Annotated in this window: 27 protein-coding genes and 5 pseudogenes; 1 reads left to right on the forward strand and 31 read right to left on the reverse strand. The window is 31.3% G+C overall.

Annotated features, from left to right (window positions below; genetic code table 11):
* Window positions 1-5: 5 nt before the first annotated feature.
* From AC1EJ0_RS05465 to AC1EJ0_RS05550, 18 genes are all read right to left on the reverse strand, one after another.
* Entirely contained in the window at window positions 6-2,408 is a 2,403-nt protein-coding gene (locus AC1EJ0_RS05465; RefSeq protein ID WP_480023576.1) for a VirB4-like conjugal transfer ATPase, CD1110 family, read from the reverse strand.
* Window positions 2,323-2,730, reverse strand: coding sequence for a PrgI family protein (locus tag AC1EJ0_RS05470; RefSeq protein ID WP_480023535.1), 408 nt, complete (start codon window positions 2,728-2,730; stop codon window positions 2,323-2,325). The genes AC1EJ0_RS05465 and AC1EJ0_RS05470 overlap by 86 nt, the downstream gene beginning before the upstream one ends.
* 1 nt (window position 2,731) lies before the next feature.
* Window positions 2,732-3,070, reverse strand: coding sequence for a hypothetical protein (locus AC1EJ0_RS05475; protein ID WP_480023534.1), 339 nt, complete (start codon window positions 3,068-3,070; stop codon window positions 2,732-2,734).
* 16 nt (window positions 3,071-3,086) lie between these two features.
* Window positions 3,087-3,965, reverse strand: coding sequence for a VirB6/TrbL-like conjugal transfer protein, CD1112 family (locus AC1EJ0_RS05480; protein WP_480023533.1), 879 nt, complete (start codon window positions 3,963-3,965; stop codon window positions 3,087-3,089).
* Window positions 3,966-3,977: 12 nt separating this feature from the next.
* On the reverse strand, window positions 3,978-4,061 hold the full coding sequence (locus AC1EJ0_RS05485; RefSeq protein WP_480021923.1) for a Maff2 family mobile element protein: 84 nt from the start codon (window positions 4,059-4,061) through the stop codon (window positions 3,978-3,980).
* A gap of 6 nt (window positions 4,062-4,067) precedes the next feature.
* A complete protein-coding gene (locus AC1EJ0_RS05490; protein ID WP_007516570.1) occupies window positions 4,068-5,714 on the reverse strand; it encodes a recombinase family protein in 1,647 nt (548 codons plus the stop codon).
* A 3-nt stretch (window positions 5,715-5,717) separates the two neighbouring features.
* Complete coding sequence (locus tag AC1EJ0_RS05495; RefSeq protein ID WP_007516568.1) at window positions 5,718-5,942, reverse strand: hypothetical protein; 225 nt, start codon at window positions 5,940-5,942, stop codon at window positions 5,718-5,720.
* A 154-nt stretch (window positions 5,943-6,096) separates the two neighbouring features.
* Window positions 6,097-6,810 (reverse strand): hypothetical protein, encoded by a 714-nt coding sequence (locus AC1EJ0_RS05500; protein ID WP_009345654.1) that lies wholly within the window; start codon window positions 6,808-6,810, stop codon window positions 6,097-6,099.
* 82 nt (window positions 6,811-6,892) lie between these two features.
* A complete protein-coding gene (locus AC1EJ0_RS05505; protein WP_007516562.1) occupies window positions 6,893-7,963 on the reverse strand; it encodes a PDDEXK nuclease domain-containing protein in 1,071 nt (356 codons plus the stop codon).
* 443 nt (window positions 7,964-8,406) lie between these two features.
* Window positions 8,407-8,934 carry a PcfB family protein gene (locus AC1EJ0_RS05510; RefSeq protein ID WP_009345651.1) on the reverse strand — a complete coding sequence of 176 codons (528 nt, stop codon included), beginning with the start codon at window positions 8,932-8,934 and terminating at the stop codon, window positions 8,407-8,409.
* Between the two features lie 183 nt (window positions 8,935-9,117).
* The gene (locus AC1EJ0_RS05515; RefSeq protein ID WP_019035175.1) at window positions 9,118-9,291 is read right to left on the reverse strand and encodes a hypothetical protein; all 174 of its coding nucleotides are present in this window, start codon (window positions 9,289-9,291) and stop codon (window positions 9,118-9,120) included.
* A 73-nt stretch (window positions 9,292-9,364) separates the two neighbouring features.
* The gene (mobQ, locus tag AC1EJ0_RS05520) at window positions 9,365-11,005 is read right to left on the reverse strand and encodes a MobQ family relaxase (protein ID WP_066537330.1); all 1,641 of its coding nucleotides are present in this window, start codon (window positions 11,003-11,005) and stop codon (window positions 9,365-9,367) included.
* A gap of 333 nt (window positions 11,006-11,338) precedes the next feature.
* A complete protein-coding gene (locus AC1EJ0_RS05525) occupies window positions 11,339-11,629 on the reverse strand; it encodes a DUF3847 domain-containing protein (RefSeq protein ID WP_009346049.1) in 291 nt (96 codons plus the stop codon).
* Between the two features lie 240 nt (window positions 11,630-11,869).
* A complete protein-coding gene (locus tag AC1EJ0_RS05530; RefSeq protein ID WP_225791830.1) occupies window positions 11,870-13,303 on the reverse strand; it encodes an ATP-binding cassette domain-containing protein in 1,434 nt (477 codons plus the stop codon).
* 294 nt (window positions 13,304-13,597) lie between these two features.
* Window positions 13,598-14,815, reverse strand: coding sequence for a tyrosine-type recombinase/integrase (locus AC1EJ0_RS05535; RefSeq protein ID WP_001291561.1), 1,218 nt, complete (start codon window positions 14,813-14,815; stop codon window positions 13,598-13,600).
* Between the two features lie 81 nt (window positions 14,816-14,896).
* The gene (locus AC1EJ0_RS05540) at window positions 14,897-15,100 is read right to left on the reverse strand and encodes an excisionase (protein ID WP_000814511.1); all 204 of its coding nucleotides are present in this window, start codon (window positions 15,098-15,100) and stop codon (window positions 14,897-14,899) included.
* 460 nt (window positions 15,101-15,560) lie between these two features.
* Window positions 15,561-15,791, reverse strand: coding sequence for a helix-turn-helix domain-containing protein (locus AC1EJ0_RS05545; RefSeq protein WP_000857133.1), 231 nt, complete (start codon window positions 15,789-15,791; stop codon window positions 15,561-15,563).
* Entirely contained in the window at window positions 15,788-16,210 is a 423-nt protein-coding gene (locus AC1EJ0_RS05550; protein ID WP_000804885.1) for a sigma-70 family RNA polymerase sigma factor, read from the reverse strand. Before AC1EJ0_RS05550 ends, AC1EJ0_RS05545 begins: the two co-directional genes overlap by 4 nt.
* 504 nt (window positions 16,211-16,714) lie before the next feature.
* On the opposite strand from AC1EJ0_RS05550, the gene AC1EJ0_RS05555 reads away from it, so the two are divergent.
* Window positions 16,715-17,068, forward strand: coding sequence for a helix-turn-helix transcriptional regulator (locus tag AC1EJ0_RS05555; RefSeq protein WP_001227347.1), 354 nt, complete (start codon window positions 16,715-16,717; stop codon window positions 17,066-17,068).
* A gap of 59 nt (window positions 17,069-17,127) precedes the next feature.
* On the opposite strand, the pseudogene AC1EJ0_RS05560 reads toward AC1EJ0_RS05555, so the two are convergent.
* The 13 genes and pseudogenes from AC1EJ0_RS05560 to AC1EJ0_RS05620 form a co-directional block, all read right to left on the reverse strand.
* Window positions 17,128-17,317 (reverse strand): annotated as a pseudogene (locus AC1EJ0_RS05560) (cysteine-rich KTR domain-containing protein).
* A 97-nt stretch (window positions 17,318-17,414) separates the two neighbouring features.
* Complete coding sequence (tet(M), locus tag AC1EJ0_RS05565) at window positions 17,415-19,334, reverse strand: tetracycline resistance ribosomal protection protein Tet(M) (RefSeq protein ID WP_000691727.1); 1,920 nt, start codon at window positions 19,332-19,334, stop codon at window positions 17,415-17,417.
* A gap of 15 nt (window positions 19,335-19,349) precedes the next feature.
* A pseudogene (locus AC1EJ0_RS05570) lies at window positions 19,350-19,397 on the reverse strand (hypothetical protein); the annotation flags it as partial.
* Window positions 19,398-19,830: 433 nt separating this feature from the next.
* The gene (locus AC1EJ0_RS05575; protein ID WP_007894970.1) at window positions 19,831-20,094 is read right to left on the reverse strand and encodes a hypothetical protein; all 264 of its coding nucleotides are present in this window, start codon (window positions 20,092-20,094) and stop codon (window positions 19,831-19,833) included.
* A gap of 37 nt (window positions 20,095-20,131) precedes the next feature.
* Complete coding sequence (locus tag AC1EJ0_RS05580; protein ID WP_019117173.1) at window positions 20,132-20,650, reverse strand: ClbS/DfsB family four-helix bundle protein; 519 nt, start codon at window positions 20,648-20,650, stop codon at window positions 20,132-20,134.
* Between the two features lie 62 nt (window positions 20,651-20,712).
* Window positions 20,713-20,832: pseudogene (locus AC1EJ0_RS05585) on the reverse strand (conjugal transfer protein TraG); the annotation flags it as partial.
* A 73-nt stretch (window positions 20,833-20,905) separates the two neighbouring features.
* Complete coding sequence (locus AC1EJ0_RS05590) at window positions 20,906-21,124, reverse strand: helix-turn-helix domain-containing protein (RefSeq protein ID WP_004830100.1); 219 nt, start codon at window positions 21,122-21,124, stop codon at window positions 20,906-20,908.
* A 123-nt stretch (window positions 21,125-21,247) separates the two neighbouring features.
* Window positions 21,248-21,400, reverse strand: a pseudogene (locus AC1EJ0_RS05595) (Maff2 family mobile element protein); the annotation flags it as partial.
* Between the two features lie 18 nt (window positions 21,401-21,418).
* Window positions 21,419-21,721 (reverse strand): hypothetical protein, encoded by a 303-nt coding sequence (locus AC1EJ0_RS05600; protein WP_480023532.1) that lies wholly within the window; start codon window positions 21,719-21,721, stop codon window positions 21,419-21,421.
* Window positions 21,722-21,863: 142 nt separating this feature from the next.
* Window positions 21,864-22,679 (reverse strand): annotated as a pseudogene (locus AC1EJ0_RS05605) (VirD4-like conjugal transfer protein, CD1115 family); the annotation flags it as partial.
* An 11-nt stretch (window positions 22,680-22,690) separates the two neighbouring features.
* Window positions 22,691-22,876 (reverse strand): transposon-encoded TnpW family protein, encoded by a 186-nt coding sequence (locus tag AC1EJ0_RS05610; RefSeq protein WP_062570877.1) that lies wholly within the window; start codon window positions 22,874-22,876, stop codon window positions 22,691-22,693.
* Window positions 22,877-22,987: 111 nt separating this feature from the next.
* Entirely contained in the window at window positions 22,988-23,977 is a 990-nt protein-coding gene (locus tag AC1EJ0_RS05615) for an ORF6N domain-containing protein (protein WP_000797008.1), read from the reverse strand.
* Window positions 23,978-23,998: 21 nt separating this feature from the next.
* Entirely contained in the window at window positions 23,999-24,322 is a 324-nt protein-coding gene (locus tag AC1EJ0_RS05620; protein ID WP_001222545.1) for a hypothetical protein, read from the reverse strand.
* Window positions 24,323-24,375: the final 53 nt, after the last annotated feature.

Raw genomic sequence — 24,375 nt, forward strand, 5'->3', positions numbered from 1 at the left:
CTCACCTACTTTGCTTCTTCTGGCTTAGTAGTCATTAATTTATATAACATAGTATTCTTAGGGAACTTATCAATAAACGGAACTATTGTGTTTCCAAAGAATAAGAGTCCTTCGCCTGCGTTTGAGTTAGTGATATAGTTTAGTTGATAAGGTGATATTTTTAATTTTTTAGCAAGTATTTCTCTGTCGCCACTCGCTTGGTTAAGCATTAGTATAAAGTCTGTATTATCAAATATGTTTTCAATCTCCATACTTGTTAAAAGGTCTTTAACGTTTTGCGTGATGCCTGTCGGAATACCTCCCCACTTTCTAAACCTCTTCCAAATTTCTACTGAATAAGAAGCAGTTTGAGCATCTTTTAATAGCAAGTGAAACTCATCAATATAGTACCTTGTAGCTTTTTGACCTCTGTTTAGAGAGACTTTGTTCCATACTTGGTCTTGAATTACGAGCATGCCAATTTTTTTAAGCTGAGTGCCCAGCTCTTTAATATCAAAGCATAAAAGCTGTTTGTGCATATCTACATTTGAGCGATTGTTAAAAACATTCAAACTTCCTTTTACATAAATTTCAAGCTCAGTAGCAAGCTTTTGTCCAACTTTTTCATCTTGTGATAACAGCTGATTATATAAGTCTTCAAGAATAGGCATATTCTCAGGTATAGGATTATCAAAATACTTTTGATAAATTTTAGGCAAGCATCTATCTATAACTGATTTTTCTGCTGCTGTTAGCCCTGAGCCCCCTACTACAAGTTCAAGCATAGACATTATAAAGTTCGCTTTATCTTTTAATGGTGCATCTCCATCTCCATAGTTCATATTAATATCTAATGGATTTAGATAATCTTTTGATTTCGCTGAAACTTTAATAACTTCACCGCGAAACTGTCTAACAAGGTTTCCATACTCGCCCTCTGGATCACAGATAATTACATCATCATCTGTTACTAATATAGCATTTGCCATCTCTCTTTTGGCTGAGAAAGACTTACCTGAGCCTGGTGTACCTAATATTAATCCATTAGGGTTCTTTAGTAGTTTCCTATCTGCCATTATTAAGTTTTGACTAAGAGCATTTAACCCATAATATAAAGAGTTTGATGAGTCAATAAACAACTCTTCAGTAGTAAACGGCATAAACACAGCAGTGGAAGATGAAGTTAAATATCTTTTTATCTCAATTTCATTTGTTCCTAAAGGCAAAACTGTAACAAGTCCTTGCTCTTGCATGTGGCTCAGCCTTTTGATTTGACAGTTATTTTTGTTGGCAATTGATGAGATTTGTGCAATAGTATTTTCAACATTTTGAATTGTTTTTCCATAGTTCATAATAACTATAGTAACTAAAAACAATCTTTCGTCTCTATTTTGTAGGTCTGATAACATAGACTTTACATCATTTCCATAAGTGTTAATATCTGATGGTATAATATCCATATCATATCCTGCACGAATAGCTTTCTTTTGCTCCTCTATTTTCATTTTGTCAATATCAGTATTTTTTCTTTTAATAAGCTTAACGGCTTCTGTCTGTTCTATAACATCTATATGAAAACCAATATATATATTATCTTCAATATTTAGTAGTTCGGACAACATTTTGTCAGAAAGCTCACTTGCCAATATTTGAAAATGTGTTGTAGAACCAATATATTTACCGAATTTAAAAATTTCAGCTGGTGCAAAATTAAAAACACTTGGTGTAATGTATGATTTTGTAGATTCTTTCTTTTTCAAGTCTTGATAAGAAAAGTTAAAGTCAGCATCTGGATTAAGCATGTCGTGTATAAGCCTTAACCTTTCTTCTCCATCAAGACTTTCTGCTCTAACTCCCATAGCCTTGAAATTTGATAAAATGTCAACCTCAAGCCTATTAAGATTGGCTTTTGCTTGATCTAAATTATCAGCTTCAATTGTAAATGTAACAAACTTCATTTTTTTCAGTCCGTTATTTCCTTTATTAAGCTGCATTTTTAGCATTTCTCTAAATTCTTTTCTTACATCATCATATCCATCATTTTTATCTCCAATTTTTATTGCATCTTGTAAATCTTTGTTTCTTCCCATTTGATTTACATAGTTAAGCTCAATGCGTACGCTTGGATCGAAAGAATTTAAAAAATTAGCAAATTGATTAAAAATTAAATCTCTATCTTCTTCAAGTGCTAATTGATAGTTTATATCCTGAAAAGCTATTGTTTTTGAGTATCGCCTTTCGTCTAGTTGACAAATACCATCTGATAACATTCTTAAATATGGAATTGTGTCTTCAACTGTATATATCTTTTTTTCTTTGTTTAGTAATACACTTAAAAGACTACTATTTTGATTCTTTCTTGCCTTTATTCCCCTTAATTCTTTTCTGTCTTTTTTTAGCTGTTTTTGCATTTGATTTAAGCTTTGCATCTGCTTTTCTCTTTTCTTCAAGGTAAACCTCCTTTCTTACTCTTTTTGATGGCTGATAAAACTTATGCAAATAATAGTACTTGTAATATTTTTCAAAAGTTAAGCCATCTTTATCAAAAAATGTAATATAAAATATAGGAAGTGTAGATACCAGCAAAAATATTATAGATATATCATTAGGCAAATATTTTTTTGCTGTTAAATAAGCAGGTACACCAATCAATGTAGCTACAGCAAACCCTATTAGTTGCCTTTTTGTTAAATTAAAAGCAACTTTAGTTTTAATTCTGTCGAGATCTTTTGGAATTGGTACGTAAGCCATTTTAATCTCCCTGACCCTCTAAGTCACTATAGTCGCTCACACATTTGCATGCATCGTCTTTATTTGCTTGTTCTTTTAGTTCTAAGATTTGATTATAGTTAGCAATACTTGTATCTTCTAAACAATCAACTCTGTCACACATATCAGTCATATTTTCAGATGATAAATTATTAATAGCCTTTTGTACTTCAACAAAATTGTTGTGACAAGAACCTAGTCTAGTTAGCTTTTTGTTTAGTTTAAACAACTTTTTTTCTTGTTTATATTGATTATACGTGCTATATGCACCAGCAATAAGAGCTCCAGCTCCTAGTAAAATACACACATCTTTTTTATCCATAAATACCTCCTTAATTTTAATTTGCATTCATAATGCTTTTTGAGATTGACCCACTCTTAAACATCATTACACCTAAGAGTATTGCAAAACCAACTATACTTGTTAGAGAAGCTGTAAAGTCAGCACCTGATATAACTACTGATTTAATCAAAACGTTATATATTCCAAGACATATCATCAAGAATAATCCTTGCAATCCTAATGCAAAAAGTCCCTTAATATAATTTGTCCCAATTTGACCCCACTCTTTGTTTCCCATAGTTGCAAATGGTATTGATGATATTGATGAATAAACATATATTTCAAACATACGTCCACAAACAATTACGTTTATTAAAATACCAACTACCCATAAAACAAATTTGTATATTGTCGTTTCTATAACTAATGCGAAGAGCTTACCTATCTCAAACCCTTTAAGAGTTTCAATCGTGGCGATCAGGTCATCGGAAGTGAATGTCGTTGACGAGCCAACTACTCCAGCAGCTTTATTAACTAGCGTCTGTGCAACATCAAAAACTGCCATTGAAAATTCAAAAGCATGACTCGCCAAATATACAGCAATAAAAGCCTTTATGATGTATTTATATAGCTCAAATGTGTCTGCATCTTGCATATTGTTTCTCTGCATAACCACTTGTATTAACTCAATACATAACACTGCAGTTATTATAAGACCTGCAATTGGAACTATAACATCGTCATTTATGCTTTTTATAAAAGTATAAACATCTTTATTCCAACCCATTGGTGTTTGACCAACATCTCTGGCAATAATGCCAATTTTGTCGTTCATCTCTCCAAACATTGATTCAAAGTTTGCCTGTATGCTTCCGATTAAAATATCTTTAAGCAAATCTGATAATTTGTCAAAGATATTAAATAATAAAAACATTTCTAACTCCAACTATCCATTAAAAACATTGCTTAATAATGGTATTAACTTCATTCCAATTAGGACAATACCACCACCTGCCATTAGTTGCTTTATGCCTAATTAGAGATTGTAAAATACTTGTAGTGTGTCTGTATTTCCTATGAAATTGTAGTAAATATCAATTGTTTGGGTGATTTCTCCATTCACTACTTCTTTTTCGTGAACATAGATTTTTGAGATGAGTTCGTTTAAGGTTTCTTTGTCCAGCTTCTTTATATCCCTATGTTTTTTTATGAGTTCAATCCATTTTTTAACATTAATATCTTCAAGATCTTCTTTAACAATCAATTTTTGATTATCTTCTATTCTTTGGTTAAGATAGTCTTGTTCGTTTTGTGATTTTTCAAGAATTTTTTGGAAGTTACTTTCACTTATCTTATTGTCTAGCCAGTCATCATATAATCTTTCAATCTTTTTAGTTAAGTCTTCTACTCTTATTTGATCTTCGTAAATCTTATCCATAATAAATTTTTGTTCTTCTTCATTATCAATTTCTCGTGATTTTTCAAGTGCTTTTATAATTTCTTTTTCATCTTTTAATGCTATTTCTGCATTTTTTCTAATATCCTTAAGCACTATCTCATAAAGAGTATCGTAATAAATTCTATGTTGACTACATAATGATTTTCCATATCTTCTATAAGTGTTACAAGTGAGTAACTTTTCTCTTTTTTTCGATTTGTTTCTTCCAAGATTTAAAGATTTTCCACAATCGGGACATTTCACAATTCCTGCAAATATACTTTCTTCTCCATTTTTAAATGGTCTTCTCCTGCTCTTTAATTTTTCATTTGCTATATTATAAATATCTTCAGAAATAATTGGTTCGTGTGTATTTTCTACTATTATCCATTCCTCTTTGGGTTTATCGGATAACCAACCTACTTTGAATTTATAATTAACTTTTTGACTAGCAATATGACCAATATAAACTGGGTTTTCAATAATTTCTTTTAGGGTTGTGCAGTCCCACCAATACTCTCCACCATCTACGGTCATTTCTAACTTAGTTTTTTTATTTCTAAGTCCTTTTTTTCTATTCCACCAGGTAGGTGTAGGTATTTTTTCTTCAAATAGTCTTCTTCTAATTGCTTGTACTCCATAACCACTAAAAGCAAGATCAAAAATTTTTTCAACAATCCATGAAGTTTCATCATCGATTACTAATTTATGTGGATCTTCATTGTCTTTCCTATATCCTATTGGAGCAAGACAACCAATAAATTTTCCTTGCCTTGCTCTTGTCATATAGGCAGATTTCATCTTTTTAGAAACATCTCTTGAATAAAACTCGTTTAAAACATTTTTAAAAGGAACTATTTCGTTGTTTTCTTGAAAGGTATCTACTCCATCATTTAAAGCTATATATCTGACATTGTTCTTTGGGAAGAAATTTTCTGTATAGTACCCAGTCTGCAAATAGTTTCTTCCAAGTCTTGATAAGTCCTTAGTGATTACTATATCCACTTTTTTATTTTCAATATCTCTAATTAGTCTTTGAAATGATGGTCTATTTGTATTTAATCCAGTATATCCATCATCTATATATACATCGTAAATACTCCAACCCCTTGATTTTACATAGTTTTCTAAAAGTTCCTTTTGGTTTTGTATGCTGGCACTCTCTCCTTTCTGCTCATCATCTTTAGATAGTCTGCAATAAATTGCAGCTTTGAATGAAAAGTGATTTGAATTTGTTTGTATCATTTCCTATTCCTCCTTATTTGAGTTTTCGGAAATAACACAACTTTCTCTAAAACTATTTTTATTATAGCACTCTTTTTTATTACTATCAATATTATATTTGTTATACTCAATTTCATTAGTATTATTTAATTTGCTTGATTTTTTTATTAGTCTTAGAAAAGCGTCCGTATCTGTTCTTCTATCATCATAATTTCTTTTTACAATGTATTTTGTTTGTCTTTTTGTCATAGCTTATCCTTTCATACAATAAAAAAAAGGCGATTAGATTTTTAATTTTCTAATCGCCTTTTAAGTGTCATATTTACATTTTTATTATCTCTGGCATACTTTGATACCTTTTTAGACTTAAAGTCTTTAATAATGCCTTTCCACCTCTTTTTACCTATAAAGATTCTCCTACGTCATAGTTCATTTTTTTATTCCCTCCTTGATGTCTTAGTTTTTCTTTGTCTTCTTCATACCATTTTAAGATTGTCGCATAGTGGTTTTGATAGGTCTTGCCACTACTTTTCATGTATCTTGATAGTTTATTTATCATTATTTCTGTGTGTGAGTTTAATTTTTCTTTAAGGGTCTTATATTCTTCTTTGCTTAACCTTACATTTTTGAATTCTCCATAAAAAATGGGGGTGGACTTTTTATCTATCTCTCCCTCTCTCCCCTTATCTATACTAACCTTATCTAATCTACCCTTATCTATACTGGGTTGACCACTTGACAACCTTTGGTTAACCAGATGACAACCAACTTTTTCTTCTGAAATATATGCTCCATTGTCCGTTTGATAAAGCTGCTGTTTCTGATCGATATACATTGTTGGCTTATATCTGTCTTTTCTAATAAAGTTATTTATCTTCCAATGAGTAATGACGATAATTCCCTGATCAAAGACTATCACAAAGCCTTTGGCAATAAGTATTTTTAGGTCATCTTCATTTGCTCCGATAATCTTGATGATTTTCTTAGGGTTATTTACAAAACCGTCATCATCTGCTCGCATTGATAAATGAAAATACAGACATTGACTACTTAGTGGCATATCCAAAAATAAGTCGCTATCCACTATCTTTAGTGAAAACATTCTTTTATCTGCCATGCTCTCCTACCTTTCTTCAAATAAAAAAAGACGATAGTTTTTACTTCTACCGCCTTGTGTACATTTATTATGTTTTTAAAATTTATTTTAGTTCGTTTTCAATTTCTTCTATGGTTGGTAATGCTCCCTTTAAACTTTCAGGAATTAAGTTTTGTAGATGATATTCTGAAATTCCAATAGGCTCTCTGGAGCTTTCAGAAGCATATTTTGCCAATACATTATCCTTTGTCTTACAGATTAAAAGACCTATTGTTTGATTATCCCCATCTCCCTTTAATATATGGTTTACAGATGTTACATAGGTTCCAAGTTGTCCTATATCCGCAGGTTTAAATGCGGAAATTTTAACCTCCACAACTACATAGCAATGTAGCTTAATGTTGTAGAATAACATATCAATAAATTCTTCTGAATTTCCAACTACAAGTCTATATTCTCTGCCCACGAACGAAAAACCTGTCCCTAGCTCCAATAAGAATTTTTGAATATTATCCATCAAAGCGTCTTTCAATTCTTTTTCATCATAATTTTGCCTTATAGATATAAAGTCAAAATTATACGGATCTCTCGTCATTTCATTGGCTAAATCACTTTGTGTAGCAGGCAAATTATTTGTGAAATTTGTTATTGCTTTTCCTTGTCTTTCAAATAGATCTGTATCCAAGAAATTTAAAAGCACCGCTCTACTCCAGCTATTTTCTAATGTTTTAGATATAAAGAAAAATGCTTTATTCAAATTTCCCTCACATCTATCCATAATATATCTTTGATGTCCCCATGGGATACTAAAAATCATATTAAAATCTCCACCGACTTTAGATATTTGTAAATCGTCCACAAGCTGTGGACGATTTAATGGCGAATACATTTCATAAAATTTCTTCATATATTTTAAATTAGTAACAGAAAATCCTTTAACATTGGGAATTTCATTTTTTAAATCCGAACTTAATTTTTTATAGAATCCGCTTCCCCATCTGCTTTCTGCCTTTAAGTTAATAATTTCTTCTCCTAAACTATAATAAAACTTTAGCATTTCAGAATTGACCGAAACTGCTGCTTTAAGTTGTCTGCTTGTATATGATCTTTTTATTTTCTCAAGCATTTTTATATATTCACCATCTCCTATAATATCTAAATCTTTTTTATCCATTCTAATCACTCCAATCTGATTCTTTTTATTTTATTCTATCTCTTTCACCAATGGTGGGAGTTTTAATCTTTTTATCACAATCAGCTTACGGTAAACAAGCTCATTTTATCATTACACATTTAGTTTAATTAATGTGATTATACCAAAAATGTTAAATCTTTTCTATCTCTCCCTCTCTCTCTTTATCTATCTCTATATCTTTCTCTATCTCTTGTCGGACATGGGTTGGACTCATTAAGGACAATGTCCTCTGTTTATTTTGTCTGTAAAAAATTCTTTTTTTAATTTTATCCAATAATATCTTTTGTTTGTTGCCATATCTGCTCCTTTCTTGATTTTCGATAATCGAAATTCTTGATTTCCGATTTTCGGAATTCTTGATTTCCGATTTTCGGAAGTCTTGTTATTTTAGTTATTTAAGGGTGTAACTTTTCGTTACTCCCTTAGATTTCTCTGGTCATATCTTTTTTACTTGGTTTTACTTTTTCTTTTACTTTTCTTTTGACTTTTTCTTTTGTCTTATCCTTGTTCTTGGATAGGTCTTTGTATTTCTTTATTTGTTTTAGGATACTTTCTTTTTCTTTTTTATTTTCCTTGGCTATGACTTGCTTAAAGGCATATTCCATTACTTTTATGTCTTTGGCTTGGAAGAATATTTCATAGTTTTTGCTTTCTTTGTTTTTCATTACTGAGAAACTTACTCCAAGTTTGTTTAGTTCTTTTCTTAAGTCTTTGAGGTTGCTTTGATCTATGCTTATATTTTCTAGTTGTCCTTTTTTGTAGAGGTCTTTTATTTTTATTTCATCGCCAATAAGGCTTTTTAGGTTTCCATTTGCTTTTTCTAAAGTATCATTCATCTTTTTTCTAATTTCTTTGTCTAATTTAATTGATTCTTTTGCTGCCTTTATTGTGTATGATATTATGGTTTGTGCTGCTTGCCCTGCTTCTTTGCTTATTTCTTCGTTTATCATGCTTTATCTCCTTTGTTTGAATTAAAAAAAGGGAAGTATAGGCTTTAATTTTTCTATACTTCCCTTTGATTGTTTTTATTTTATTGTTCTTGGTGGTGGAATGCTTTATTTTGATGTTTTTATAGCTTACTTAGGTATTTGTACCTTTTATACTTTAAAATAGCTTACAATGCCTTTCCACCTTTAGTAGTTTATGTGCGTTCTTTTGTCTGATAGATAGTTTTTCATGTTGGAATATATAATCTGTATTTCTTCATTGTTCATCGCTTTTATTTCTTCTGTGCTTTTATAGGTTTTGTATGTTCCATCTTGATCTGCTTTTATGAGTTCATCTATTAGCTCTTGCCTTTTATTCATCTCTATTACCTCCTAGATCTGCCTTTAGTTGTTTGGTCATATTATAGCTTGGATAAGATATTTTTACCAGGTCTTATCTTTCTTGATCCATTTTCTTGTTTTTCATCATTTCTCTGTATTCATTATCTTTAATAACTTGGTCTTGGAATTTTTTAATCTGTGCTATTACACTTGGTTTTTCACCTTGTTTTATTAGCTTATCTATTTCTATGGATAAATCTATGCCAAGTTCTTTGTTTACAAAATCTACTGAATATTTTATATGATTAATTTCCTGGTATTCATCTTTTATCTTGTCTTTTTCTCTATTTATTTCTTCAAGATTTGCCATTAAAAGATTTTTTTCTTCATTCCATTTTTTAGGACTTAGTTTTTCCTTATCTGATAGGAGTTTTTTTAATTTCTCTCTTACTACCTTATATTGGTCTATATCTTTCTTATGTTTGTTATAGAATGTGTCTTTTGTGAATATATTTTTCTTTTGATATTCTTCATAAACTCCTTTTTTGTCTTTGTATATTTCATAGTATAGAATTTTCTTTTCTACATCTTCCATTTCTTTATGGATTGTCTTTGCTTTTTTATTTATTTTGTAACTATTAGACTTTAAAGTTTCTATTTTTGTTTGTAACTGACCTATGGTTTCTATGTTGTTTTTTCTTAAATAGCTATATGCACTCGTTAGCTTTTTGAAGTCATACTTTTCTTTATTGGTTTTGGCATATCCTTTTAGATATTTACTTTTTTCTTTTTGAATTTCTGAATAAGTTAATAGATAATTTGTTAGATTAAAAAGTTTAGGGTTGTCTATTACCTTATCTCTTTCTATATCCTTAAATTTTTCATAAGCAGTAGACAAGTTATCTAATAGATTTCCTATCCAATCCTTTAATGTTTTTATCTCTTCTTTTATTGTTTTTACAAGTTCATTATATTTTCTTATTTCTCTATTATAGTTTCCCTTGTCAGTTTCTATTCCCTTTCTTTCCATTGCACTTGCTGCTGATCCTAAATGGATTGTCGGTAGATAATCAGAATTTTGTCTTTTAAAACTCCTATGGTCTACTCTTTTTTCTATCTTGTTTTTTGCAAGATATTCATTACAAAGGTCTGAAAAATTTTCTCTCCATTTTTCTACATTGCCTTTATCGTTCCATGTTGTTAGTTCTACTTTTCTTGTCTTTGGTTTTCCATTTTTGTTTAAAATCTTTTCTCCTTGTTCATCTAGGATATATTCTTTTTTTGACTTTGCTAAGAACTCTCCTTTTTCGTTTATGGGTCGCATTATGGTCATTATATGACAATGAATATTTCCATTTTTATCTTGACTCTCATCATGAATTGCATAATCTACTATCATTCCTTGTGATGTTAGATTTTCTTTTATAAATCTTTCAACCAGGTTTTTATTTTCACTTAAAGTTAATTCTTTTGGTAGTCCTATTATGAATTGTCTTGCTAGTTGTGCATTAGAATTTTTTTCTGCCATTTCTACTTTATTCCATAAGGTAGACCTATCATTAAATTCTTTTGGTATATGATCAGGCAATATTATATTTTTTACTAATACTTTTTCTTTTCTTGTATAGTCATGGGTTACTCCGTCCCATTCATTTTTTATTTTTTCTCCACTTATATATGCTGCACTTGCTACTGCACTTTTGCCTTTTCCTCTTGATATTATGTTTACTGAAAAATGAAAACTGTCTGCCATTTTTATCACTTCCTTTCTTTTTTGTTGTTTTAGGTGGAGGCTTAATAGATTTTTTATAGCCACCTTGTGAATGAGCGTTTTGAAATGATAGAATAGAAAAAGCCGACTACTGAATTAATTTTTGTTGTTTCAGTATGTCGGCTTAATTGTTACTTTCATTTCAAATTTTAAAAGTCAAGGGCGAGCGTTAGCGAGTTTATTTACCCTTGACTTTTAAAAAGCGAATGGTTGTTGCTCCCTGCAAGGGTTTGGCTCCGCAGGACGCAAGCACCCTTTAGGGTGTATAATTGCGCCCTTAGAAAATCTAAGGGATATTTGATTATTTTATTTTTCTTAATTTTCTCTCATTATTTTTAGTGTTTCTTTGAATTCTTTTGTCTTTGTTGCTTCTTCTAGTAGGATTTTTATTTCTTCATCTGTTAGTTCTTCTGCATTTTCTATAAGGCTTTCTAATATTGCTCCTCTAGTTATTAGCCTATGAGTTCTTTCTTTTCTTCTTTTTATTATGTCTTGTTTTAATATCTTCTTTTCTTGATTTTTTAGTTGCCTTAATCTTTCTTCTGTATCATCAATTTTATCTTTTATTTCTTTTGACTCTTGTCTTATTTGATCTAAATTTTTCATACTGATCTCCTTTCTTGTATTAAAAAAGAGATAACATTTCTGCTATCCCTTTCAAAGTTTCACTATTAAAATTTTATGTCTTTTGAAATATCATCTATGTATCTATAATGATTTTCTATTTTTTATTCTTTCTCCATTTGTTCCATTATTTTTTTATTATTTTATAATAATTTCCTCAAATTTAAGATTTAAAAAGGCTAAGTTTTTCTTACCAATATATCTTATATTGAATTAAAATTGCTACCTTAAATATCTTTCCGATTGTCGCATATACATATTATAATACTCTCCTTTTTTTGCCATCAATTGTTCATGTGAACCACTTTCTTTTATTTTACCATTTTCTAAGAAGTATATTGTATCCATTTTATATAAATTAGACAGATGATGAGATATTAATATTAGAGTCTTATCAGAGCATTTCTCCATCAATAAATCAAATATTTCACTCTCAGCAAGAGGGTCTATATTACTTAATGGTTCATCAAAAATGTATATTTTTTTGTCTTGAGAAAAAATTCTCGCTATTGCAATACGTTGCTCCTCTCCTCCCGAAAATAAAGTCCCTTTATTACTAAATTCTCTAGATATTTCTGTGAATATCCCGTTATCACAATTTTCTATCCTTTGCAACATTCTTAGTACTCGTAGCACTTCTATTACATTCCCAAAATCAACATCTTTCTCTGTTACTTCTTTCATTAAAACATTATCAATTATAGGTAACGAATACATTTTGAAATCCTGAAAAAGAACACTTATATTGTCCCTTATAATATTTATTTTTAAATCTTTATATAATTCATTTTTAAAATATAAACGACCCGATGTGGGATCATATAATCTACACAATAATTTTATTAATGTAGATTTACCTGCTCCATTTTCACCAACTATAGCAACTTTCTCTCCTTGCCTTATTTTCATATTTAGGTTTTCTATGGCATATACATTTGTTTCTGGATACATATAACTAACATTTTCTAACTGTATCTCAAGATTTTTCTCATCAACATAATCTACTTCACCATCATATACTTTTACATTGTATTCCAAAAAATTGAATAGATTTTCTAAATACAAACCATGTTCATATATTTCTGGAATAACCCTGAATAATGTGCTGATATACTCAATCAATCGCTGGTTACTGCCGGCTAGTGCTACAAAATCTCCTATAGAAATTAATTTAAAGAAAACTTTTCGTACAATATAAATTACTGTAATCAGATTAACGCCTTGAACAATCAAGTTCTGAAACACTAATACATATGAGTATTTTTTAGAAAAACTTTTAATTATTTTAATTATATTTGACAAATTATAGTTAAATTTCATTTTAATCAAAGATACGAATCCAGAGTGCATTCTTACATCCTTAGCATATTCTCTATCAGTACTAATTTTAAGAAAATAATCCACTTTTCGCTCTAATGGTGTTATTTTTTCATAAAAATCATATTGCATACTTATAGCTTTTTTATTTAAAAATAAGGACATTAATACACTTGAAAATGAAAATATAATTACAATTGGTTCCATAGTTATTATTAAACCAATAAATGCACCAATTCCTAAAATTGATGTCACAAAATTTGAAAGTGTTTCTTGAATATCTTCTATTCTTTTCTCTATCTGATCTTTAGATTTTTTAAATTCATCGTAATATTCCATTTTTTCAAAACACTCTAGCTCAAATTTAACACTCTTATCAAGCAGTAATTTTTGAAAATGACCCACTATAATTCTTTTGTTTTTAGCTATAAAAAACTGCTCTATAAATATATTTCAAATAAACAAAGTATAAATTTCTAATTATCTTTTTATATTTTCTTAAATGCTCGTAAAGCCTTATTCTATGTGCTTTCGAGTATTTTTACTGTAGGAAGATACTTCACGTTTCTTTGCATATTTCCTCATGTCTTAGCTGTCAGAAGTGGTAAATAAGTAGTAAATTCATTTGTACTACTAAGCAACAAGACGCTCCTGTTGCTTCTCTTTATTCAAGCGTTTCATTTCTGCCATTGCAGAATCGAATGTTGCATGTGCGTAATAGTTCAGCGTCATGGCTATATTAGCATGTCCCATAATGTACTGTAATGCCTTTGGATTCATTCCTGCATTTGCATAGTTGGTACAGAATGTATGTCGCAAACTATGTGGAGTGATGTGTGGCAATTTATCCTCGTTATACTTATTGTATTTCTTAACAAGACCTTTCATCATGCCGTTGTAATCACTTGCCACTTTTGGATAGTTCTTTCTATTAAGAAAGAGGAAATCACTATATCCATCAATCTCAACACGCTTATCATTCTTTCGATTCGCTAACACTCGCTTAAATGCTTGATAGGCTTCTTCAACCATAGGAACTTGACGTTCGCCACTTTTGGTCTTTGGTGTTTCAATGTAGTACCCAATTTCAGTATCTCTCAATAGCTGATGGTCTATATTGACAAGACGATTCTCAAAATCTAAATCTGGAAGTGTCAAACCACCAAACTCTGAAATACGAAGACCTGTTTTTAAGAGTATCAGAATTTCATCATAATTTTTGCTGTAGGTTTTATCAGCTTTTGCAAAGGCTAACAGTTTTTCTTCCTGTTCTTCTGTTAGTACGGTCTTAGGGACAGTATCATCATCAAGAACTGCTTTCAGTTGAAAGTCAAATGGATTCTTCCGAACACAATCATCTTGTATAGCAATATAGAATGAAGCCTTTAAAGAACGTTTGTAGTTATTGATGGTTTGATAAGCATAACCATTTTCACTCATTCTAATAGCCCATTCTTTAGCGTCTGATGGCTTAATACTGTCAATACTTCTTACACCTAACTTGTCTTTCTTCAAAATATCCATAAGATATTTGCGTCCAGTTTCAGTGTTTTTTCTAACCTTTGGTCTTTGAGCGTTCTGTTTTGCGTAAAGCTGGCAGAGTGTCATTTTCTTTCCTACAACATCAATACCATCATGAATGTCTTTCTGTAACTCTGCGATTTTCTCTCTAAGTGAGATACAATCACGCTTTCCTGCTGGTACTCGGTCTGTAGCCACAAGTTTCCACGAGTAAACAAATTGCGGTTCTCCAAATGAATCTATATATTTGTATAAGTATCTTCCGTCTTTTCGTTGGCTCTCTCCAGTCTTTAAGATTCGACCTTTATTGTCACGTCTTTTTTCTGACATGGCATTTGCTCCTTTCCTTTATGGAAAGAGCCTTGATACGACTTAATACTATTTTATCATATACAAGACCCTTTGGCGACGCTAGATTGCGTCCAATGTATCTATAATTTTTTCAAATTGTTTTCGTTTAATCTGAATACGATTGCCATTCATAATCAGCCAATTTGCATTTTTATTTTCCTCTGCCAAGCGTCGTAGCTTGTTTTCGCCAATACGAAAATATTTTGACGCTTCTTCAATGGTTAGGGTATAACGTTCCCAAATAGGAATGTCAGTCTGCTTCATAAAATCCTCCTTTCCAAATCACTTATTTGGATTTCATAAAAGTTGTTTTACCAGCAATCGAACAGCTTTAGCAAAGCTCACGGGAGTTCCACCCCTGCATGGTTCTCATGTAGCCATACTCATTGCCTGCGACGGTTTTATCACGCTCGGACTATTGACTGTATGGGAGTATCATTATCACGATAAGAATGTCGTTGCAGGCAATCCTGCTAAAGATTGCTTCTCGGATCACTAACATGAATCGCTCGCTATCTTTATAAGATAGGTCATGGCGGTTAGTTCCGTTGGCTCTTTTCTTATCGAAACGTATTCGATTACTTTTATTCAGTTTTCAAAGAACAATGGCTCGTTAGCCTATCAAAACACATTGAAAGCTCAATATGCTTTGGTGGAATAACAAACCTCCCTGTTCGGGAAGCGTGGAATGGTTTAGCACGCTTCCACGAAAGGAGAGAGGATATTACTTAATTTCAAATGACAAAATCTTTGTAATCAGTCTGGTTTCCATTCTTCCACGTAAGACTTCATCAACGACCATACTTTGATTGCCATATTCATCTTTCATAAGTCGTAGGGAACGCTTCGTTATGTACCCTCTGTAATGATGTAGAATCTGGTTAATCGCTTCGGTATCGCCATCTGTTGCCTTTACAATGAGAGGAAAGGGAATCATAGGATATTGTGTTTTCATTCTTCAAATTCCTCCATAAACTTTTTAATTAAGGCTAGTCCACTGGTTCTATGCCGATAGACAGTAGAACGGTTCAATTTCAACAGGTCTGCAATTTCTGAATCGCTCATGTCCATAAAGTAAAACAGCAGTAGAATTTCACGTTTCTTGTCTGGCAACTCACGTAATGCTTCACTCAACAAATCATTTTCAACGCCTACTGATAACCCATTGAGTGTAAAAATCTGAAAGTCAGTTGAATAGTTATCTGTTGTCGCAAACTGGCTAACAAGATAATCGCCAACATCCGAAAAGGACACCTCACGCTTTGCAATCCTTGAAAGATAAAGCATATAATTCTTTCGCTCGTCTTCCATAGCACGTTTACAGATATAGTCAAACTGATTTTCTATTGTGGTCTGAAAAGAAGATGGTTTCATGTTTCTCACCCCCTTTCTGTCTAGGAAAGGAAGTGAGCCTTGCTCGTTTATCTCCTTTCACTCTTAGTCCCAATGTGAAAGGGGGATTTGTTGCATTACTGATAAATAAACTTTGTAAAAAAGTTCTGAATAGCCAAAAAAGCATATAAACAGATTTATTTCTCTGTTTACATGCTTCTGTTATTCTATCTATATGATTTATAAAACCACATTGGTGGACGTACTTATCTATTGCAGATAGACGACTTTTTTTGACAAGAACCCAATGTAAGGAAATTTATTGTATATGATGTACTTCATGGCGACGTTGACCTCCAACAAACCGCCATTTGGAAGTAATATACAATATTTTAACAGCGTAAATAGCACTACCATATAACGGTTTTTTTTATTGGCGTTTAGTAGTGCTTTTTATTAAATATAAACCTATAAACCATATAACACGTTTTTCTATACCTGTTTTTAATTCAGTAGGAACAATAAAATGTATAGAGGTGGTCTACTATGCGTAAAAAAGAAGATAAATATGATTTTAGAGCCTTTGGTTTAGCCATTAAAGAAGCTCGATTGAAACGAGGTTTAACTCGTGAACAAGTGGGAGCATTGATTGAAATTGACCCACGGTACTTAACTAATATTGAAAATAAAGGGCAACACCCCAGCATACAAGTTCTTTATGACCTTGTATCGTTACTTCATGTTTCCGTTGATGAATTTTTCTTACCTGCTAATAACTTGGTAAAAAGCACCCGACGATTACAGATAGAGAAATACATGGATAGCTTTACAGACAAAGAACTATCCTTAATGGAATCTTTAGCCAGCGGTATCAACGAAGCAAGAAACATCGAAGACTAATTAAAAGAATCCATACATAACGGAAAGAGCCGATAAAATGAGATTGTATTAATCTCATTTTATCGGCTCTGCGTCTTTGCGTCTGGCTCTGTAATCACAGTTACTTTGAACTGCTTTATTTCAATTAAATTTTCTTGTCTGCATTTCGGACAATAGAGGGGGAATTTTTTTTAATTCAGTATCTTCCCTTATCTTTAATCGTGTTTTATTTCCACATACAGGACACAATATCCACTTGTAGTTTATAATAACTATCTCCTCCTTTACACTTTAATTCAAATCTTTATTAAAAAATATTTCATCTTATTTAACAAGAAACCATATTTATATAACAACATAAAATACACTAAGTTATTTTATTGAACATATATCGTACTTTATCTATCCGACTATTTGGACGACGGGGCTGGCAAACAGGTTCACCGGTAGTAACATGGTACCCTTTTAACTCTGTTAAACAAACACTACGTCCATTTGTAAAGAAAGTTAAATCACTACGATATTCTTGAATACACCGAGCAGGGATTTCTCCACTAAGAATGACCTCATTATTTTTCAATTGAGTGTCTACGATGTTCGCACAATATTTAGGAGCATCGTTGTATGCTCGTGAAAGATATTCCTGTGGCGCATAAATTTTAAAACTAAGATATGGCTCTAACAATTCTGTTCCAGCTTTTTTTAAGACTTGTTCCAATACAATAGGAGCAAGCATCCGAAAATCTGCTGGGGTACTAACAGGGCTATAGTATAAGCCATACTTAAAACAGATTTTACAATCCGTCACATTCCAACCATATAATCCTTGTTCGCAACCATAGCGTATCCCTTCCATAACTGCATTTTGAAATGATTGATTTAAGTATCCAAGAGAAACCGAGCTCTCATACTGCATTCCACTTCCCAACGGAAGCGGTGATACAGATAAACCAATGGAAGCCCAGAAAGGATTTGGCGGCACTTCGATGTGAATGGTATATTCTGCATTTTTTAACGGTCTCTCCATATAAATGACTGTAGGCTCTTTTAGTTCTATCTCCACATGATACTTTTCTTGCAACAGTGCACTAATCACTTCCATTTGTACTTTCCCTAAGAAAGAAAGTATAATTTCATGTGTCGTAGAATCCACGTAATATCGTAGAAGCGGATCACTATCTGAGATTTCCAAAAGGGCATCAAGCAACATTTCTCTCTGTTCAGGTTTACTCGGTTCAACAGTTGTTTGTAGTAGAGGGTGCGGATTTTCAATCTTTTTTCTCTGTGGCAATAGTTTTGTATCTCCAAGAACACTATTTAACTTCAAAAACTCATTTTGCAAAATAACAATTTCTCCAGAATAAGCTCTATCAATCTTACATAATTCACCATTTATTGAAGTATACATTTCTGTAACTTTTATTTTTTCTTTTTCTGATACTCTAACCGAATCTCGTAAATGTAGTACTCCACTATAAAGGCGTATATATGCAAGACGTTGTCTTTTTTTTGTATATTCAATTTTGAAAACATTTCCGCAAAGTTCAGACGGACCTCGATGTGTTGATGAATAAAATTTATTCGTAATCACTTCTATAAGGTTATCAATCCCTATATTGTTTTTTGCACTTCCGTGATAAACAGGGAACAGGGAACAATTATGAAATCTTATGCTTTCCTCTTGTTCGAGTTCCAATGCTTCTAATGATTTACCGGACATATATTTCTCTAAAAGGTCATCGTTTCCCTCTATTACCGTATCCCATTGTTCAGATTCGGTAAAGTTCGTCACACACATATTAGGATACAGTTCTACCTTCTGTTTGATTACAATTTCGGCAGAAAGTTTCTCTTTAATATCCTGATAAACCGTTGATAAATCAATTCCATTTTGGTCAATCTTATTGATAAAAAAGATTGTGGGAATCCCCATTTTCCTAAGTGCATGAAATAATATACGAGTTTGTGCTTGTACGCCATCTTTTGCAGAAATCAGTAGAATTGCCCCATCTAAAACTGATAATGAACGATATACTTCTGCTAAGAAATCCATATGTCCTGGCGTGTCTATGATGTTCACCTTCGTATTTTCCCACTGAAAAGAGGTTATTCCTGTCTGAATTGTAATTCCTCTCTGACGTTCTAAAAGCGTATTATCCGTCCTCGTTGTACCTTTGTCCACGCTTCCTAATTCTGTAATCGCTCCACTGTTATATAATAAGCTTTCTGTTAAGGTAGTTTTTCCTGCATCAACATGAGCTAAAACTCCAATATTAATAATTTTCATGTGATTTTCCTCCATTCAAAAACCCAAAAGGGCATAAAAATCCCAGTGATAAATACTTTTATCACTGGGATTTTTATGCATAACCATAGGTATACAAAGCATACAGATATTCTCTGGATACTTTAGAATCACATGATAAAGGTATTCTTAAACTGGGTACAAAAAACTAAGCCCTCCTAAAAAAGGACATCTAATTATTTGTTCCCGCTATCAAATTGACAGTTTATTTAAGAATACCTTGCCGCATATTTATTAACTCCTTTTAAATAGTCACTTAAATAATAGCACGTAAGAGCATATTTGTCAAGGAATCTCCAATTTATCTATTTCATTATTTTCATAACACTTGAACATGACTTGCTTCTTCACAATTAAGTGATTCCTTCAAATCTTTAAAATACAGTTTTTGTTGGTTTCTTAAATATAGTCCTACAAAAGGTTTAAATGTAAATTTTTTAGAAATAATATTTTCTGTAAAATCTAATGTTGTTTTATCTCAATTCGAATAAAATTTTCCTATCCAAGTTCCTTTTATATTTGCGTTTTCAATTTCAAAAGACCAGCATTGATGTTTCATACATTCTATAACTTTAAAATTTGTTTCTATCCCATCTTTTGTAATCTCTACAAAATTCTTATCATCAATAATTTTGATATCTTTGATATCACTTCTCCAACCAAAATCACGAAGGTCAGTAACTTTATCCCATACTTTTTCTATTGGGCAATTTAATGTAACTTTGATATTTGCAACTGCCATAAAATCCTCCTAAGTAAACTTATTTATACTTTTCTATCTATAGAACTAATTTCTTCCATTTCCTAATCTTAGTCCTAAATGTTCCAAATGGCGCTACTGTATTTACATGAATAAATTTATATACTTCCCAAGTAGCAGTTTTGGTTGCTTCATCTGCCCATTTTCTCATATGTGGTTTAAATAATTCTTCATCTGTTAATTCATCTATCATAAGATAAATTTTTTTTACATTTTCTGTTAGTTGTTCTTTTAGTTCATATAGAGATTTATGGGCATAGTTCTCTGTAAACCATTGATATAATTCTCCAAGTTGATTCCACTTGAATTTATCTGATGGTGTTTTTACTTCAAGTCCTTTTTTCTCATCTTCTTCCCATTTCAATACTAAAGCTGTCCAACCTACTTGATAGGCAAGATTTTCTGCTGGTGTCCTATCAACTTCGTCTACTCTTTTATCTTTTAATTCTTCTGGGATATTATCAAACTCTGAAATATATTTTGCAAAAGTTTTTTTAATCTCATTTTTTAATTCTTCCTTACTTTCATAAGACCTCATATGCCTACCTCCATGGTTTGTATATAGATATTTTGCCAAAAATAATTATATCTTAATATTTAATCATAATCTTCCAGTAACTTGTAATTCTTATGTTTTGTGATATCAAATTTATCAGATAGTAAAAGTCTTACTACTCTTATCTGGTATATACACGTGCCTCCATCCATTACTGTTATTTCAATAAAATTTTAGATAACTTTATTAAGATTTTCTTTGATTCCTTATAAATCAAGTTTAAAGAACTATAAGAATTTAAATCTCTTGTTCAAATTCATCTTCAAAACTAATAATATCATTAGGAGTGCAAGATAGAGCCTTACATATTCTTTCTAAATTCTTAAATGTAATTGGTTTATCCTTGCCCATTTGTGCCATAACATTTGTTGTAAGCCCTGCCATAGCTATTACATCAGTTTTCTTTAAACCTTTTTTTGCTAACTGTATCCATAATGGTTTATAGTTAAGTGCCATAATATCCCTCTTTTTATGTTCATTAGATTTATTTAATTATAGCATAAATATTGATTTCATTCAATCTTACATTGATTTAGTGATTTATTTTAGAGAATTTGTTGTGTTATTCCGTCCTTATTTTGCCATAAATTGCTTAATACCTTGAGATTTAGCACCAGGGTTATCATTACCATAACCTTCCATTAAGTTAATAACTCCCCACGCTCCTAAACCTGCACCAATCGCAGTTACAAGAAGTTTTAATGTGTTTACACCTTCTGTAAAAAATTCCATAATTTATTCCTCCTTAATTTAAATTTCTTTATTTTCTATTTTGTTAAGAGACACAACAATAAAGTTTTTATATACCTTGTCGTCTTTCATATTTTCTTTAAAATATCCATACACATGAATTGAGTCACCTTTCTCAAAATCTTTCACAATGTTAGATTTGTCGCCAAAGACAGAGCAATCAGTGTATGCTTTTTTGCCATCTTCATTTTTTCTTACTAAAGAAAAGTTGGCAACTTTTACAGTTTCTCCATTTTTCTCAAACTCTGCAAATCTAGGTTCTTTAACTAAATTCGCATCAATATTAATTAATTCATTTTCCATCTCTATTCTCTCCTTTACTATTTTCAATAAAAAAGCAATTGGCAAATGCCAGTTGCTTACTGAATAAAACTATTATTTAATTTATGTCCGATCTCTAATTCTCATTTTTATCCCCCCTTAAGTTGTTAAATTTATATTTAAATTATCTACTTAAAGTAATTATCTTATCATTAGCTTTTAGTTTTAATTTATCTTTATTTTTAAGGTAATTTTCTACATCAAATAAGTTTTTCTTGTCATAATCTTCAAGTAGTTTATAATTTTTATGCTTAGTTATATCAAACTTCTCTGACAAGAAAGGTCTTACACCTCTTAATTGATATATACACTTTCCACCATCCATAACTGTTATCTCGTCTTGACTCATTAATTTTTTGCCAAGCTTTTGATAGTTAAGTCCATAAGATTTTTGATTGGATCTTGTTTCTGATGTGTTATATAGATCTATGGTTTCTTTTCCTAAGGTTTCTGATAACTCTTTTACTGTTGTTTTTTCTTTTCCTCCTAGAAAGAGTGTTGAGTCGCAGTTACCAACTATTGTATCTGCATGGTCTTTATAGATTGCTTTTAATTGGGATTGTGCTTGTAATATTATACTCGCTGATATTTCTCTTGAACGAATTGTGGCAATTAGTTTTTCAAACTTTGGAATCAAACCGATATTTGCGAACTCATCAAGCAAACATCTAACATGAATTGGAAGTCTTCCTCCATACACATCATCCGCCTTATCACAAAGTAGATTAAATAATTGAGAATACATTATTGAAACTACAAAGTTAAATGTATCATCAGTATCTGAAATAATAACAAACAAAGCTGTTTTTCTATCTCCAGTTTTGTCAAGCTCTAATTCATCTTCACTCATTAAGCTTCTAAGTTCTTTTATATCAAATGGTGCTAATCTTGCTCCACACGAAATTAAAATTGATTTAGCAGTTTTGCCTGTAACAACTTGTCAAGGACTTTCTAATCATTTTTATCTCCTTTTTGATGTTTTTTCATCTCCATTTCTCTAAGCATTATCCTTTTCAATTTATCTTGCATAGTTTCAGTCGCATTTTCATTAAAATGGACAATAACCTCATAAGTTACTTTTCCAATCTTTTTTATAGTCTTTGTTCCTGTATTATGTTCATTTTTATTTTCGTGCATATTAGTTTCCCTCCTGTTAGTTGCAATCAAAAAAAGACGATAGAGTTTTATTTCTACCGCCTTTCACAAGTCTTATAGCTATTCATTTAATAACGCTTTACCATTTACATATTAAATTTTCAAATCCTTATTGTTCAGCATTCCGCCAAACATCGTATGATACATATCCTTGGAAGATTCCTCTATCTTTGTAATACTTGATATTTTATTTCCTGCATCTTTTGATGAAGCTCCGCAAAGATAAAAGGCTTCACTGTCTGTTCCATAGTCAATGGCAATATATCTATCGTGATACTTTTTACCTGCAATTTTCATCTTCAGATTGATATTAGGGTAATCTTTTCTAAAATCGTTTAGGATATTTTTTGTCAGCATATCCTTGTTTTTCACATTGTCGCTAAAGACTATAATTTCAACATTGTCTTTTGCAGCCCTTAATAATTCTAAGGTTTTCAAGCCTATATAGTTGTCTATCACATAAATACTTTTCTTTGCAGACTTATATATTTTGGTATAGGCAACATCTGCTTCAATCTTATCTCCGTTCATTAAAAGGAAATGCTTGTATGTGTCCGGATCTATAAAATTATCCATAACCTTTTTCAAATCTTCTTTTGTAGCCATTTGCGACTTTATTTCAGCTATATCCTTTGTGTTTTGATTTGTCTGTACTGCTATTTGTACCAATTCTTTTGAGCTAATAAAATCTTGATTTTCGATTATAAAGTCTTTCATCTGCTTAAATGTTCTAATTAAGGCTCTACTTTGCCTAATCGCAAGTTCACCTCTTAATACCGTCATAAGCATATAAATACCTTGTTCTGTAAAGGCATTTGGTAAGTATCTTGAACCGCCCCAACTTGAGGTGAAATTTTTGCACCTCAAGTTTTCAAATTCATTCTCGGTCAGTTGAAACATAAAATCTTCGCCTTCAAACTTCTCAATATTGTTTTTCACCTGTCTATTAAAGTTTTTTGTTTCATAACCATATATTTCAGCTAAATCTGCATCAAGCATTACTCTTTGCCCACGAATAAGATATATTTTTTCTTGTATAGTTTTATCATCTACAATAACTATCTCTTTATTCTCTTCTGCCATGAAATGCACCTCCAACATTATCTAAATTCTTTTATATTTTTCTACTCCGCCTTCAGCTTTTCCGATGTGTTCCACATTTTTTACAAGTCTCTTATTTACATTTTCATAAAACCATCTGCCAATCAATGCCGGCGGTGTTGCGATTAACTCTCTCAAAACAAATTCTTTGCCCTTCGGTAAAGAGCTAATTTTGTTTAATAAGGTAGTATATAGGTCAGCATAGCTTGTATTTTCTTGTAAACTGCTACACTTACAATATTCAGTAACGCTTGGGAAACCTCCCTCTATTGCTTTTTTAGTTAAAATTTCAAGTTCTTCATCGGTTACAGTAAATTGAATTCGCATTTATATATCCTCTCCTTATAACTGAGTTTATTACCATATCACTATCATTTTAT

The sequence above is a fragment of the Fenollaria sp. C0166D3 genome (assembly GCF_056590255.1).

Bases quoted from the DNA above. Each gene is read 5' to 3' on its own strand.
- AC1EJ0_RS05465 (WP_480023576.1), bottom strand. From the start codon at position 2,408: ATGCAAAGCTTAAATCAAATGCAAAAACAGCTAAAAAAAGACAGAAAA.
- AC1EJ0_RS05470 (WP_480023535.1), bottom strand. From the start codon at position 2,730: ATGGCTTACGTACCAATTCCAAAAGATCTCGACAGAATTAAAACTAAA.
- AC1EJ0_RS05475 (WP_480023534.1), bottom strand. From the start codon at position 3,070: ATGGATAAAAAAGATGTGTGTATTTTACTAGGAGCTGGAGCTCTTATT.
- AC1EJ0_RS05480 (WP_480023533.1), bottom strand. From the start codon at position 3,965: ATGTTTTTATTATTTAATATCTTTGACAAATTATCAGATTTGCTTAAA.
- AC1EJ0_RS05490 (WP_007516570.1), bottom strand. From the start codon at position 5,714: ATGATACAAACAAATTCAAATCACTTTTCATTCAAAGCTGCAATTTAT.
- AC1EJ0_RS05495 (WP_007516568.1), bottom strand. From the start codon at position 5,942: ATGACAAAAAGACAAACAAAATACATTGTAAAAAGAAATTATGATGAT.
- AC1EJ0_RS05500 (WP_009345654.1), bottom strand. From the start codon at position 6,810: ATGGCAGATAAAAGAATGTTTTCACTAAAGATAGTGGATAGCGACTTA.
- AC1EJ0_RS05505 (WP_007516562.1), bottom strand. From the start codon at position 7,963: ATGGATAAAAAAGATTTAGATATTATAGGAGATGGTGAATATATAAAA.
- AC1EJ0_RS05510 (WP_009345651.1), bottom strand. From the start codon at position 8,934: ATGATAAACGAAGAAATAAGCAAAGAAGCAGGGCAAGCAGCACAAACC.
- AC1EJ0_RS05515 (WP_019035175.1), bottom strand. From the start codon at position 9,291: ATGAATAAAAGGCAAGAGCTAATAGATGAACTCATAAAAGCAGATCAA.
- mobQ (WP_066537330.1), bottom strand. From the start codon at position 11,005: ATGGCAGACAGTTTTCATTTTTCAGTAAACATAATATCAAGAGGAAAA.
- AC1EJ0_RS05525 (WP_009346049.1), bottom strand. From the start codon at position 11,629: ATGAAAAATTTAGATCAAATAAGACAAGAGTCAAAAGAAATAAAAGAT.
- AC1EJ0_RS05530 (WP_225791830.1), bottom strand. From the start codon at position 13,303: ATGGAATATTACGATGAATTTAAAAAATCTAAAGATCAGATAGAGAAA.
- AC1EJ0_RS05535 (WP_001291561.1), bottom strand. From the start codon at position 14,815: ATGTCAGAAAAAAGACGTGACAATAAAGGTCGAATCTTAAAGACTGGA.
- AC1EJ0_RS05540 (WP_000814511.1), bottom strand. From the start codon at position 15,100: ATGAAGCAGACTGACATTCCTATTTGGGAACGTTATACCCTAACCATT.
- AC1EJ0_RS05545 (WP_000857133.1), bottom strand. From the start codon at position 15,791: ATGAAAACACAATATCCTATGATTCCCTTTCCTCTCATTGTAAAGGCA.
- AC1EJ0_RS05550 (WP_000804885.1), bottom strand. From the start codon at position 16,210: ATGAAACCATCTTCTTTTCAGACCACAATAGAAAATCAGTTTGACTAT.
- AC1EJ0_RS05555 (WP_001227347.1), top strand. From the start codon at position 16,715: ATGCGTAAAAAAGAAGATAAATATGATTTTAGAGCCTTTGGTTTAGCC.
- AC1EJ0_RS05575 (WP_007894970.1), bottom strand. From the start codon at position 20,094: ATGGCAGTTGCAAATATCAAAGTTACATTAAATTGCCCAATAGAAAAA.
- AC1EJ0_RS05580 (WP_019117173.1), bottom strand. From the start codon at position 20,650: ATGAGGTCTTATGAAAGTAAGGAAGAATTAAAAAATGAGATTAAAAAA.
- AC1EJ0_RS05590 (WP_004830100.1), bottom strand. From the start codon at position 21,124: ATGGCACTTAACTATAAACCATTATGGATACAGTTAGCAAAAAAAGGT.
- AC1EJ0_RS05600 (WP_480023532.1), bottom strand. From the start codon at position 21,721: ATGGAAAATGAATTAATTAATATTGATGCGAATTTAGTTAAAGAACCT.
- AC1EJ0_RS05610 (WP_062570877.1), bottom strand. From the start codon at position 22,876: ATGCACGAAAATAAAAATGAACATAATACAGGAACAAAGACTATAAAA.
- AC1EJ0_RS05615 (WP_000797008.1), bottom strand. From the start codon at position 23,977: ATGGCAGAAGAGAATAAAGAGATAGTTATTGTAGATGATAAAACTATA.
- AC1EJ0_RS05620 (WP_001222545.1), bottom strand. From the start codon at position 24,322: ATGCGAATTCAATTTACTGTAACCGATGAAGAACTTGAAATTTTAACT.